Source organism: Arthrobacter sp. NPDC080082 (assembly GCF_040686595.1).
Lineage (GTDB): Bacteria > Actinomycetota > Actinomycetes > Actinomycetales > Micrococcaceae > Arthrobacter.
Genome location: NZ_JBFBKQ010000004.1, coordinates 39,035 through 51,853, shown reverse-complemented (window position 1 = coordinate 51,853; position 12,819 = coordinate 39,035). Strand labels below are relative to the sequence as shown.

Sequence of the window (12,819 nt, the reverse complement as noted above, 5' to 3'; positions counted from 1 at the left end):
TCAAGGTCCTCAAATCGGCCCTTAACGCCAGCGAATGTGGCGTTCGTCTCAAAACCGGGCAAAAACCGCGGAAGCTCCCCGCCGTACCGCCGCCCTGAATTGAATAAGCTGACAGCGAAGCCTAGATTTAGGCTTGAGCTTACGAGTGCTCTCGCAGCAGGCGTTCCCCCCGCGTGGATCCCATGCCAGCGCCGCTGTGTTGCAGGGAGGTTTATTCAGTGCCGACAAAACCAGCTGGCACCTTGTACCGCGGCCGTGAAGGCATGTGGTCCTGGGTTGGACACCGCGTTACCGGTGTAGTGATCTTTTTCTTCTTGTTGGTCCACGTGCTGGACACGTCGTTGGTGCGTGTGTCCCCGGAGGCATACAACGCCGTGATCGGCTCTTACAAGAACCCCCTCATGGCCCTGGGTGAAACGGGCCTCGTCGCGGCGATCGTCTTCCACGCCTTCAACGGCCTCCGGATCATCGCCGTCGACTTCTGGAAGAAGGGCGCCAAGTACCAGCGCCAGATGCTGTGGACGGTTCTGGCCCTCTGGGTCATCGTCATGGTTGGCTTCTCCATCCGCCACCTGTCCCTCGCCCTCGGAGGTCACTAGCCATGAGTGCAACGCAGATCCAGACCCCGCGCTCCGGCAAGGTCGGCGCGGGCCGCGTCGCCCCGAAGTACAACCGCAACGGTTCCTCGAAGGGCAACTTCGAGATGCTGGCATGGCTGTTCATGCGGCTCTCCGGCGTCGTGCTGGTGGTCCTCATCTTCGGTCACCTGTTTGTGAACCTGATGGTCGGCGGAGGCATCCACGCGGTCGACTTCGGCTTCGTCGCCGGCAAGTGGGCCGACCCGTTCTGGCAGGTCTGGGACCTGGCGATGCTGTGGCTGGCCATGCTGCACGGCAGCAACGGCGTCCGCACCATCATCAATGACTACGCCGAGAGGGACGCCACGCGCCTGTGGCTGAAGATCGTGCTGTACGCGGCCGCCGCGGCAATCGTCATCCTCGGCACCCTGGTGATCTTCACCTTCAACCCCTGCCCCGTGGTCGACGGCGTGCAGCTGCCCGGCGGGTTCTGCCCCGCCCCGTAGCCGCCCCGGTCCCCGGCCGCTGAGTCCTGCCTGCCCGGCGGGCAGGAACAGCGGGCCCCACCGTCCTGGTCTCGCCGGCGGTGTTCACAGCGAATTTTGAGAGAAAGAGCATCTGGTATGCAGGTCCATAAGTACGACGTCGTCATCGTCGGCGCCGGTGGCGCGGGCATGCGCGCAGCGATCGAATCCGGTCAGCGCGCCCGAACAGCGGTACTGACCAAGCTTTATCCCACGCGCTCCCACACCGGCGCGGCACAGGGCGGCATGTGCGCCGCCCTGGCCAACGTCGAGGAAGACAACTGGGAATGGCACACCTTCGACACCATCAAGGGTGGCGACTACCTGGTTGACCAGGACGCCGCCGAGGTCATGGCGAAGGAAGCGATTGACGCCGTCCTGGACCTCGAGAAGATGGGCCTGCCGTTCAACCGCACGCCCGAGGGCCGGATCGACCAGCGCCGCTTCGGTGGCCACACCCGCGACCACGGCAAGGCCCCGGTCCGCCGCGCCTGCTACGCCGCCGACCGCACCGGGCACATGATCCTCCAGACCCTGTACCAAAACTGCGTCAAGCACAACGTTGAGTTCTACAACGAGTACTACGTGCTGGACCTGCTGACGGTTGAGGAAGACGCGGTCCGCGAGGACGGCACCCCGTACAAGCAGAAGCGCGTTGCGGGCGTCGTGTCCTACGACCTGGCCTCCGGCGAACTGCACGTCTTCCAGGCCAAGTCGGTCGTGTTCGCCTCCGGCGGCGCCGGCAAGGTCTTCAAGACCACCTCCAACGCCCACACGCTTACCGGTGACGGCATGGGCATCGCGTTCCGCCGCGGTATCCCTCTGGAGGACATGGAGTTCTTCCAGTTCCACCCGACAGGCCTGGCCGGCCTGGGCATCCTGCTCTCCGAGGCGGCACGAGGCGAGGGAGCGATCCTGCGCAACTCCGAGGGTGAGCGCTTCATGGAGCGCTACGCCCCCACCATCAAGGACCTGGCGCCCCGTGACATCGTGGCCCGTTCCATGGCCAACGAGGTCCGCGAGGGCCGCGGCTGCGGCCCGAACAAGGACTACGTCCTCCTGGACCTGACGCACCTGGAGCCGGCGCACATCGACGCCAAGCTCCCGGACATCACAGAGTTCGCCCGCACCTACCTGGGCGTGGAGCCGTACACCGAGCCGGTCCCGGTCTTCCCGACCGCGCACTACGCCATGGGCGGCATCCCCACGAACATCAGCGCCGAGGTCCTGCAGGACAACGACACGATCGTCCCGGGCCTCTACGCCGCCGGTGAGGTCGCCTGCGTTTCCGTCCACGGCTCCAACCGCCTGGGCACCAACTCGCTGCTGGATATCAACGTTTTCGGCAAGCGCGCCGGCGTCGCCGCCGCCGAGTACGCCAAGACCGCCGATTTCGTGGAACTGCCCGCGGATCCGGAGGCCTACACGCTGAACCTGCTGGAGCACGTCCGCACCGCCAACGGCACCGAAAAGGTGGCCCAGATCCGCAAGGAACTGCAGGACACCATGGACGCCAACATGCAGGTGTTCCGCACCGCCGATACGCTGAACCAGGTCCTGGCGGACATCGCGTCCTTCGAGGAGCGCTACCAGCGGATCAACGTCCAGGACAAGGGCAAGCGCTTCAACCTTGACCTGCTCGAGGCCGTCGAGCTGGGCTTCCTGCTGGAGCTTGCCAAGGTCATGACCGTGGCGGCCCTGCACCGCGAAGAATCCCGCGGCGGACACTTCCGCGAGGACTTCCCCGAGCGCGACGACGAAAAATTCATGAAGCACTCCATGGCGTACAAGGATGAGCACGCTCCGGCGGACGGTTCCGCCGAGGCGATCGCCGGCATCCGGCTGGCTACCAAACCGGTGGTCTTCACGCGCTACGAGCCGATGGTGAGGAAGTACTAAGATGACCGCTGAACTCGCTGAGCCAGCCTCCAAGATCGAACTGCCCGCCGGCGTCGGCGGCGGCGGGGAAATCCCGTCCTTCGACGTGACGCTGCGCGTGCGCCGCTACAACCCCGAGGTCTCCGAGGAGGCCACCTGGGACGACTTCCAGGTCACCATGTACGGCACCGACCGCGTGCTGGATGCCCTGCACAAGATCAAGTGGGAGCAGGACGGCAGCGTCTCCTTCCGCCGGTCCTGCGCGCACGGCGTCTGCGGTTCCGATGCCATGCGCATCAACGGCCGCAACCGCCTGGCCTGCAAGACCCTGCTCAAGGACCTGGACACCACCAAGCCCATCACGGTCGAGCCGATCAAGGGCCTGCCGGTCGAAAAGGACCTGATCGTGGACATGGAGCCGTTCTTCCAGTCCTTCCGCGAGGTCATGCCGTTCCTGATCAACCGCGGCCACGAGCCCACCAAGGAACGCCTGCAGTCCGCCGAGGACCGCGAGCGGTTCGACGACACCACCAAGTGCATCCTGTGCGCCGCGTGCACCTCGTCCTGCCCGGTGTTCTGGACCGACGGCCAGTACTTCGGCCCGGCCGCGATCGTCAACGCGCACCGCTTCATCTTCGACTCCCGCGACGATGCCGGCGACATGCGCCTGGAGATCCTCAACGACAAGGAAGGCGTGTGGCGCTGCCGCACCACCTTCAACTGCACCGAGGCATGCCCGCGCGGCATCCAGGTCACGCAGGCCATCGCTGAGGTCAAGCAGGCCATTCTGTCCCGCAAGGTCTAAGTACCGCTAAGCCCTCCACGGGCACAGCACCACGACGACGGCGCCTTCCACCCTTGGGTGGGGGCGCCGTCGTCGTGTTACCCTCCCACGCCCCTCCCCCGCTACATCCCTCGAAAGGCCCCCGTGTCCCGCTCAGAAAAAGTCACCTTCGAAGGTTCCACCGGCGAACTGCTCTCCGGGGTCATCGACCTGCCCGAGGGCCCGGTGAAGGGCTGGGGCGTGTTCTCGCACGGCTTCACCCTGGGCAAGGACAGCCCGGCCGCCTCCCGGATGTGCAAGGCGCTGGCGGACAACGGGGTGGGCATGCTGCGCTTCGACAACCTGGGCCTGGGCGGCTCGGCGGGCGAATGGTCGGCCGGGTCCTTCAGCCACAAGGTGGCGGACACGGTCCGGGCGGCGGAGTTCATGCGCGGCTCCGGGCGGCCGGTGTCGCTGCTGGTGGGCCACTCCTTCGGCGGTGCCGCCGTGCTGGCGGCGGCCCACAGCATCCCGGAGCTGGACGCGGTGGCCACGGTGGGCGCGCCCTTCTCGCCCAAGCACGTGGCCCACGTCTTCGACGCGGCTTTGGACCGCATCCTCAGCGAGGGCAGCGCCGAGGTGGACCTGGGCGGCAAGCGGATGGAGATCCGTCGGCACTTCGTGGAGGACCTGGAGAACGCGGACCTCACCGACTGCATCCGCCGGCTGCACAAGCCGCTGATGGTACTGCACTCCCCCACGGACACCACGGTGGGCATAGAGAACGCCAGCAGTATCTTCCAGACCGCCCGGCACCCGCGGAACTTCGTCTCGCTGGAGGGCTCGGACCACCTGCTCACCGGAAAGGGGCAGGCGGCCCGGGCGGCGAAGATTATTTCGGCGTGGGCCGATCAGTACCTCGACGCCGGAAACTAGCCGGCGCCCGCCGCGGGCGCACGCGCGGCTCGGAGGGGGTCCGGCCGGGCTGGACCTGGCGGGCGCCCCAGCCGAGGGTCTTGTCCACCGGGCCGGCGGACCGGTCTGATTCGCGCACGGCGGACCAGGAGGCGGAGACGAGGTAGACCTGGCTGACCAGGTTGAACCAGACCAGCAGCCCGATGATGATGGCGAACGGGGCCAGGATCGGGTTGCGGCCCGAGCTGGCCAGCAGTTGGGTGCTGAAGAACTGCAGCACCGTGGTGCCTGCGGCGGCCATGATGGTGCCCTCCAGCAGCGCCCGCCGCGACAGGCGCACCCCGGCCGCCACCCGGAACATGATCAGGGCGGTCCCCCATGCCAGCAGCAGGGGCACCACGATGGTCACCGACGTGGTCAGCGGACCGGCCAGCAGCGGGTCCAGGTGCAGCAGGCCGGCAACCCAGTCGGCGGCCGTGCCGAACACCAGGGACGCGCCCGCGCTGACCACCAGGGCGGCACCGAGAAGCAGCAGGGTCCCGGCGTCGCGCAGGATCTGCAGCACGGGCAGGATGGGCCGCGGGCCCAGCTGCATCATGCCGCGGACGCCGTCGCGGACCCCGCTGATCCAGCCGAGCGCGGTGAACACCGTGACGGCGGCGGCAATCAGGGCGGTCCAGCCGAGGTTGGACGGGTTGAGCAGCTGGTGCGGGTCCACCAGTCCCGGGCCGCCGTTGACCTTAAGCAGGCCGGGGGCGGCGCCGGCGACGCTGCGGATGACCTGTTCCAGCAGGGCGGGCTGGCCGTTGAGGATCAGCCCGGCGAGGGAGAATCCGGTGGCCAGCAGGCCGGTGATGGAGAAAAACATCCGGAAGCCGATGCCCGCGCTCAGGAGCGGGCCGCGCTGGAGGTTGTAGTGCATGAAGGCCCGTTGCGGCCGGAAGGTGTTGATCTTCGCGAACAGCAGCGGCATGCCCGCCAGGACGTTGCCACCGGAGCGGCGGGCCTTGACCCAGTCCATCCGCTTGTGGATGACCTCCAGTCGCAGTCCGGGCAGGTCCGTGGGTGCGGGTGGGCTAGCGGGGGCCTTCTGTGGCGTCTTCGCCTCGGTGGTGGTCACGTTCGCTGCCAAAGTCCAGTTCTTCCCGTAGCTGCCAGATGCCGTTGTCATCGTGCTCGTAAAGACCCATGCTAGCCACCGGGAAGCTGGCCCTGTAATCCTTCAGCGCCGTTTCGGCCTCGTCGAGGCTTTCGGGGGCGACGTCGTGGGCCACGGTGACGTGCGGGTGGTAGGCGAAGGGCAGCTCGCGCTCCAGCGGGCCGCGCTGCAGCTGCCGGTGCAGGTCCACGCACTCGCCGAACCCCTCCTCCACCTTCAGGAACACCACCGGGGAGACGGGCCGGAAGGATCCGGTGCCGGCGATGGTGACGGTGAAGGGCTCCTGCCGGCCGGCGACTTCGCGGACGTGCCGCCGGGTGGCCTCCCAGTCCCGGGTGGTGGTGGTGGTGACCAAGGTGATGTGTGCGGGCACCGTGGCGGCCAGCGGGTCCCCGAAGGAGGCCCGCCAGCGCCGCAGCTCCTCGGCGATCCTGGGCGGGAAGCCCAGGATCACGCCGATGCTGATGCCGTCCTCCGGAGCTTGCGTGTCCTGACCCGCGGGCGCGGCCGCCGAGGGGGCGGTGCCGCCGGTGTCCCGGGACATTCCCGTGGACGTGCCGGTTTCGCTCGCGGTGACGTTGCTGGCGAAGGACATTGCCCTAGATGTCTCCCCGTGCCCCGGCGTACGGCAGGAAGCCCACCTTGGCGTACACGTCCTTGAGGGTGGCCGCCGCGGCTTCCCGGGCCTTGTCCGCGCCGACCGCCAGGAGGCGGTCCAGCTCGGCCGGGTCGGCCAGGAGTTCGTTGGCGCGGTCGCGGATCGGGCTCAGGTGTGCCGTCACCACCTCCGCCAGGTCGACCTTCAGGTGGCCGTACATCTTGCCCTCGTAGGCCGCGGTGAGCTGCTCGATGGACTGCCCGGTGATGGCCGAGTAGATGGTCAGCAGGTTGGAGACGCCCGGCTTGTTCTCCCGGTCGAAGCGGATCTCGGTGCCGGTGTCGGTCACGGCGGACTTGATCCGCTTGGCGATCAGCTTCGGCTCATCCAGCAGGTTGATCAGGCCGGCCGGGGACTCGGCCGACTTGGACATCTTCGCCGTCGGATTCTGCAGGTCGTAGATCTTCGCGGTCCCCTTCTGGATGAAGGGCTGCGGCACGGTGAAGGTCTCGCCGAAGCGGGAGTTGAAGCGCTGGGCAAGGTCGCGGCTGAGCTCGACGTGCTGGCGCTGGTCCTCACCGACGGGGACGCCGTGCGGCTTGTACAGCAGGATGTCCGCGGCCTGCAGGATCGGGTAGGTGAACAGGCCCACGCTGGCCTGGTCCGAGCCCTGCTTGAGCGCCTTGTCCTTGAACTGGGTCATCCGGGAGGCCTCGCCGAAGCCGGTGATGCAGTTCAGCACCCAGGCCAGCTGGGCGTGTTCGGGTACCTGGGACTGGACGAAGAGGGTGCACTTGTCGACGTCGACGCCGCCGGCGATGTACTGGGCGGCGGTCACCCGGGTGCGGCGGGCCAGCTCGGCCGGGTCCTGGGGCACGGTGATGGCGTGCAGGTCGGGGATGAAGAAGACGGCGTCGTATTCGTCCTGCATCCGGACCCAGTTCACCAGGGCGCCGAGGTAGTTGCCCAGGTGCAGCGAGTCGGCGGAGGGCTGCATTCCGGAGAGGATCCGCTGGCGGGTGCCGGGGGCAGCCGCCGGTGCGGCATCGGTGGAGGGGGTGGCGTCGGGGATCAGCGACGCGGTGGCGGGAGAGGTCATGGGGAAAGCCTTAAAACTAGAGCCGGTAGTCCACTACCAGCGGGGCATGGTCGGAGAAGCGGGTATCCCAGGACGGCGCCCGGTCAACGACGGCCTGCACCGCTGCGGTGGCGAGGGCAGGGGTGGCGAGGTGGTAGTCAATCCGCCAGCCCGTGTCGTTGTCGAAGGCCTGTCCCCTTTGCGACCACCAAGTGTAGGGGCCGTTGACGGTACCCGCCAGGCCCCTGTGAACATCCTTCCAGCCGATCTCCTCGCCCATGAAGCGGTCGAAATAGGCACGCTCCTCGGGCAGGAAGCCGGCACGTTTGACGTTGCCCTTCCAGTTCTTGATGTCCAGCTCCGTGTGGCCCACGTTCAGGTCCCCCACCACCAGGGCGTGGTCGCTGTGCTTGGACAGTTCCGGCAGCCGGGCCAGCATGAGGTCCAGGAAGCGGAACTTGTCGTCCTGCTTCGGGGTCCCGGCCTCGCCGGAGTGAACGTAGGCGCTGACCACGGTCAGCGTGGCGGGGTTACCGGCGGCGTCGCGGACGATGTAGTCCGCCTCCACCCAGCGGCCCGCGGTCGCGAAGTAATCGTGGCCGATGTGTCCCCGGGTGGCCGTCGGCTCCGTGCGCGAGGCGATGGCGACGCCGGCGCGGCCCTTCGCCTCGGCTTCGGCGTGCAGGATGTGCCAGTCGTCGCCGAGCAGGTCCCGGACCACGGCGTCGGGCGCGCGGACCTCCTGCAGGCAGAGGATGTCCACCTCGCGCGCCGCCAGCCATTCCGCCATGCCCTTTTTGTAGGCGGCGCGGAGGCCGTTGACGTTGACCGTTGCGATGCGAAGGTGGTCCTTCTCCAATGCCGAGCTCACCCGATCCACTCTAGTCGATGATGGTTCCGCTCACCGGCTCGTCGGAGGAGCCGCCGGACTTGATCATGTCCCGGGCGTTGGTGGCGGTGATTTCGATCGTCTCGAGGGCGCGGCGGATGGTGTCCTGGTCCGAGGCGGCGCCCTTGGCCCGTTCCTGCTCGACGACGCGGACCTGCACCTGGACGATCTTGAAGGAGTGGTCCAGCTTCATGTCGCGGACCTCGTCGGCCTCCCGGCGCTCCCCGACGACGCGGGTGCCGCCGTGGTCGGCGCTGCCGGCCGACGGCGCCCGGCCTACGGCGGAGTTGAAGGCGTTCTGCGCCTCGTTGAGCTTGGCCCCGGCGCGCTTGGCGGCCTTCTGGATGCTGAAGACCACGAAGGAGGCCAGCGCCAGCCAGAAGAAGGCGATAACGGCGACAACCCAGCCCACGACGTCGTTCTGGTTCGCCGCGAAGATGACGGCCACCAGGAAGGCGATGATGAACACCGTCATGCCGAGGCCGCCGATGCGGAACATCGGGTTCTTGCCGGCGGCGGCGAACGGGGACGTGGTGGAGGAAGGGTTGCCGAGGGATCGCATGGGTCCATTATCGCAAACGGCGTGCACCGCCCGTGGCGCTTCCACCCCCGGCGAACGGACCGACGTTGTCCCGGGCCGCAGGGCCCACGGGAAGGCCGCCGCCGGGGCCGCTACTTCAGGAACAGCCGGCGCAGCCGGCCCGTGGTAAGGGCGACGCCGAGCACGATCATCACCAGGTAGTAGCCGATGTGTAGCGCTGTGGAAGCGTCGAAGGCGCCCACGCTGATCTGGCGGAGCAGCTCCACCCCGTGCCAGAGCGGCATGGCCTGGATCAGCAACTGGATGGGTCCCGGGTAAACACTCAGCGGGTAGAAGGTGGCACTGAAGAGGAACATGGGCAGCATGATGAAGTTGATCCAGTCCATCTGCTGGAAGGTCTTCATGAAGCTGGTGATGCCCATGCCGAAGCTGGCGAAGCCGAACGCGATCAGCACCGAGGCCGGAATCATCAGGATGGCCCACGGGGTGGTGATCAGGCCCATCACGCCCATCACCGCGGTGAACCCGGTGGCGTACATGAGGCCGCGGAGCAGGGCCAGGAAGATCTCCCCCATCGCGACGTCGATCGGCCCCAGCGAGGTGTAGAGCATGCCCTGGTAGAGCTTGGCGAAGTTCATCTTGAAGAAGACGTTCCAGGTGGAGTCGTACACGGCGCCGTTCATGGCCGAGACCGCCAGCAGCGCCGGGGCGATGTACGCGGCGTAGGAGATCTCCTGGCCGCCGGGGCCCTGCACCGTGCCGACGATCGCGCCGAGGCCCACGCCCATGGAGATCAGGTACAGCACGGGCTCGAAGAAGCCCGAGAGCATCACCATCCAGTTGCTGCTCTTGGTGGCCATCAGCCCGCGGGCGACGACGGCGCGCACGTTGCGCGAGTACAGCGGGCCGAAGCGGCGGGCGCGGGCGGCGTCGGTGACGCTGGGGGCGCCGTCGTGGTGTCCGGCGGTGGCAAGCGTGCTCATGCACCCATCCTTGTGGCGAACTGGCGCCGGGTCAGGACCCAGCCGAGGACCGTGAGGCCGGCCAGGACAATCAGGTGGACGGCGCTCAGCCAGGCCGGCTCGGGGTAACCGTAGGTGACCACCCGGCCGAGCTCTGTGCCGTGCCAGATCGGGGAGATCCAGCCGACCCAGCGCACCCCCAGGGGCAGGGTGTCCAGCGGGAAGAAGGTGCCGGAGAACAGGAACAGCGGCATGACTATGAAGCGCATCACCATGGCGAATTGGCCCTTGTCCTCCTTGATCCGGGCCGCGTAGGCCATCAGGGGCAGTCCGAAGGCGAGGCCGGCCAAGGTGGCGATGAGGATCGAGACCCAGCCCCAGCCGCTGGGTGAGGCGCCGAACAGGGTCACCACGCCGAAGTAGATGGCTGACTGCAGCAGGAACCGGACTGTCACGGCGATGATCTGTCCGGCGGCGATCTGTTCCGGGGTCAGCGGGGAGGCGTGCGGGCCGTAGTAGACCCGGCGCCACTTGAATCCGTCCATCACCGGGAAGGTGAACTCGTTCGCGGCGGTCATCACGGCCGCGGAGATCAGCAGGGCCGGGGCGATGAAGGTCAGGTAGCTGACGCCGCCGAAGGCCGCGGCGGAGTTTGAGTCCACCAGCGTGGCCAGTCCCACGCCCATGGCGAAGAGGTAGGCGACTGGCTGGCCCACGCCGTACATGACGATGGTCCAGCCGTAGCCTTTCATCACCCGCAGGACCTGTTCGGCGTAGTAGAACGCACCCCAGCGGCGGGCCTTGGCCGCGGAGACCTCCGGCGCGTGGGCGCGCCCGGTCCCGGCCCGCGGCTCCGGGCGGGCCGCCGTCGTTTGTCCCGGCTCGGTCACGGCCGGATTCCTAGTCAACGAGGCTCCGGCCGGTCAGGCGCAGGAAGACGTCCTCCAGCGAGGAGCGGCGCACCAGCGAGGTGACGGGGCGGAGGCCGCGGGCGGAGACCTCTTCCAGGGCGGCCTCGCCGTCGTTGGCGTAGATCAGGACGCGGTCCGGGAGGGTTTCGACGCGTTCGCCGATGCCCTCGAGTTCGGCGCCGACGGTGGCGTTGCGGGCGGACCCGAAGCGCAGTTCGAGCACCTCGCGGGTGGAGTATTCGCGGATCAGGCTGGCCGGGGAGCCCTCGGCCATGATCCGGCCCTTGTCCACCACGATCAGCCGGTCGCAGAGCTGCTCCGCCTCGTCCATGTAGTGGGTGGTGAGGATCAGGGTGACGCCCTGTTCCTTGAGCCGGAACAGCCGGTCCCAGAGGATGTGGCGGGCCTGCGGGTCCAGGCCCGTAGTGGGCTCGTCCAGCAGCAGGATCTTGGGCTCATTGATCAGGGAGCGGGCAATCGTGAGGCGCCGCTTCATGCCGCCTGAGAGCGCGTCCACCTTCGCCTTTGCCTTGTCGGTCAGCTGCGCGAACTCCAGCAGTTCGTCGGCCTTGGGCTTGAGGTAGCTCATCGGCAGGCCGAAGTAGCGGCCGTAGACCAGCAGGTTGTCCCGGACCTTGAGCTCCTCGTCCAGGTTGTCCTGCTGCGGAACCACGCCCAGGTGCGCGCGGACCTCGGGGCCGTGTTGCTCCGGGTCCAGGCCCATGATCGTCAGGGAGCCGGAGGTGCGCTGGGAGACGCCGCCGATCATCCGCATGGTGGTGGACTTGCCGGCGCCGTTGGGGCCCAGCAGGCCGAAGGCCTCGCCGGCGGGCACGCGGAAGCTGATCCCGTCCACGGCGGTCATGTCGCCGTAGCTCTTGGTCAGGTTCTCGGCGGTGATGACGTACTGGGCGGGGCCGGATTCGGCGGCGCTTTCCACGGGCGATTCTTTTGCGGCGAGTTCAGGCACCCGAAACACGCTAGTCCATCCGGGCAAACCATGAAAGAGTCTTTTCGTAAATTCTTGGGACTTTTCGGGCCAGGAAACCCAACTGACTCGCAGCTGGGGCCGTTTTGGGTGCTGAAAACGGCCTCAGCTGCGAGTCAGTTGCGGTCGTTAGTCCTGGAGCTGGCGTTCGGCGGTCTCCACCACGTTGGCCAGCAGCATGGCGCGGGTCATCGGTCCCACTCCCCCGGGGTTCGGGGAGATCCAGGCGGCGACGCCGGCCGCGGCGGGCTCCACGTCCCCGGTCACCACGGCCTTGCCGTTGCCGTCGTCGACTCGGCTGACGCCCACGTCCAGCACGATCGCGCCGGGCTTGAGGTCCGCGGCCTTGATCATGTGCGGCTGGCCGGCGGCGGCGATGACGACGTCGGCCTGCCGGATTTCGGCGGGCAGGTCCACGGTGCCGGTGTGCGCGAGGATGACCGTGGCGTTGACGTCCTTGCGGGTCAGCAGCAGTCCCACGGGCCGGCCGATGGTGACGCCGCGGCCCACCACCAGGACGCGCTTGCCCTTGAGGTCGATGCCGTGGCGGGTCAGCAACTCAATGCAGCCCTTGGGCGTGCAGGGCAGCGGGGAGGTCATCGGCCCGGACACGTTGGCCACCAGGCGGCCAAGGTTCATCGGGTGCAGGCCGTCGGCATCCTTGTCCGGGTCCATCGCCTCGAGGATGACGTCCTGGTTGATGTGCTTCGGCAGTGGCAGCTGGACGATGTACCCGGTGCATTCCGGGTTCTCGTTCAGTTCCCGGACCACGGCCAGCAGTTCCTCCTGGGTGGTCTCCTCGGGCAGGTCGCGGCGGATCGAGGTGATGCCCACCTCGGCGCAGTCCTTGTGCTTGCCTCCGACGTACCAGGTGCTGCCCGGGTCGGAGCCGACGAGGATGGTGCCCAGTCCCGGGACGACGCCGCGGGCCTTGAGGGCGGCGACGCGTTCGGTCAGTTCGGCCTTGATGGCGGCCGCGGTGGCCTTGCCGTCGAGGATGCGGGCGGTGCGGGTTTCGGTCGTGTCGTTGGTCAA

At 67.8% G+C, this 12,819-nt stretch carries 14 protein-coding genes; 5 read left to right on the top strand and 9 right to left on the bottom strand.

The features are described 5' to 3' along the window. Window positions 1–218: 218 nt before the first annotated feature. The 5 genes from sdhC (at window position 219) to AB0O44_RS09300 (ending at window position 4,679) form a co-directional block, all read left to right on the top strand. A complete protein-coding gene (sdhC, locus tag AB0O44_RS09320; protein ID WP_290258849.1) occupies window positions 219–599 on the top strand; it encodes a succinate dehydrogenase, cytochrome b556 subunit in 381 nt (126 codons plus the stop codon). A 2-nt stretch (window positions 600–601) separates the two neighbouring features. Beyond that, window positions 602–1,084 (top strand): succinate dehydrogenase hydrophobic membrane anchor subunit, encoded by a 483-nt coding sequence (locus AB0O44_RS09315; RefSeq protein ID WP_290258848.1) that lies wholly within the window; start codon window positions 602–604, stop codon window positions 1,082–1,084. Window positions 1,085–1,201: 117 nt separating this feature from the next. Beyond that, entirely contained in the window at window positions 1,202–3,001 is a 1,800-nt protein-coding gene (sdhA, locus tag AB0O44_RS09310; protein WP_290258847.1) for a succinate dehydrogenase flavoprotein subunit, read from the top strand. A 1-nt stretch (window position 3,002) separates the two neighbouring features. Further along, complete coding sequence (locus AB0O44_RS09305) at window positions 3,003–3,785, top strand: succinate dehydrogenase iron-sulfur subunit (protein WP_290258846.1); 783 nt, start codon at window positions 3,003–3,005, stop codon at window positions 3,783–3,785. Window positions 3,786–3,908: 123 nt separating this feature from the next. After that, window positions 3,909–4,679, top strand: coding sequence for an alpha/beta fold hydrolase (locus tag AB0O44_RS09300; protein ID WP_364136776.1), 771 nt, complete (start codon window positions 3,909–3,911; stop codon window positions 4,677–4,679). Here the strand turns inward: AB0O44_RS09300 and AB0O44_RS09295 are convergent. The 9 genes from AB0O44_RS09295 to AB0O44_RS09255 form a co-directional block, all read right to left on the bottom strand. Further along, entirely contained in the window at window positions 4,636–5,679 is a 1,044-nt protein-coding gene (locus AB0O44_RS09295) for a YihY/virulence factor BrkB family protein (RefSeq protein ID WP_364137291.1), read from the bottom strand. The genes AB0O44_RS09300 and AB0O44_RS09295 overlap by 44 nt on opposite strands. Window positions 5,680–5,734: 55 nt before the next feature. Continuing rightward, window positions 5,735–6,412, bottom strand: a complete 678-nt coding sequence (locus AB0O44_RS09290) for a 2'-5' RNA ligase family protein (RefSeq protein ID WP_364136774.1) — start codon at window positions 6,410–6,412, stop codon at window positions 5,735–5,737. Window positions 6,413–6,416: 4 nt separating this feature from the next. Further along, window positions 6,417–7,514, bottom strand: a complete 1,098-nt coding sequence (trpS, locus tag AB0O44_RS09285; RefSeq protein WP_364136772.1) for a tryptophan--tRNA ligase — start codon at window positions 7,512–7,514, stop codon at window positions 6,417–6,419. A gap of 16 nt (window positions 7,515–7,530) precedes the next feature. Continuing rightward, window positions 7,531–8,364, bottom strand: coding sequence for an exodeoxyribonuclease III (locus tag AB0O44_RS09280; protein WP_364136770.1), 834 nt, complete (start codon window positions 8,362–8,364; stop codon window positions 7,531–7,533). A gap of 10 nt (window positions 8,365–8,374) precedes the next feature. Next, on the bottom strand, window positions 8,375–8,944 hold the full coding sequence (locus AB0O44_RS09275) for a hypothetical protein (protein ID WP_364136768.1): 570 nt from the start codon (window positions 8,942–8,944) through the stop codon (window positions 8,375–8,377). A gap of 110 nt (window positions 8,945–9,054) precedes the next feature. Further along, on the bottom strand, window positions 9,055–9,906 hold the full coding sequence (locus tag AB0O44_RS09270; protein ID WP_364136766.1) for an ABC transporter permease: 852 nt from the start codon (window positions 9,904–9,906) through the stop codon (window positions 9,055–9,057). Then, complete coding sequence (locus AB0O44_RS09265; RefSeq protein ID WP_364136764.1) at window positions 9,903–10,775, bottom strand: ABC transporter permease; 873 nt, start codon at window positions 10,773–10,775, stop codon at window positions 9,903–9,905. Before AB0O44_RS09265 ends, AB0O44_RS09270 begins: the two co-directional genes overlap by 4 nt. A gap of 10 nt (window positions 10,776–10,785) precedes the next feature. Further along, entirely contained in the window at window positions 10,786–11,661 is an 876-nt protein-coding gene (locus AB0O44_RS09260) for an ATP-binding cassette domain-containing protein (RefSeq protein WP_290258869.1), read from the bottom strand. 252 nt (window positions 11,662–11,913) lie between these two features. Continuing rightward, window positions 11,914–12,819: a bifunctional methylenetetrahydrofolate dehydrogenase/methenyltetrahydrofolate cyclohydrolase gene (locus AB0O44_RS09255; protein WP_364136762.1), complete on the bottom strand. Its 906-nt coding sequence runs from the start codon at window positions 12,817–12,819 to the stop codon at window positions 11,914–11,916.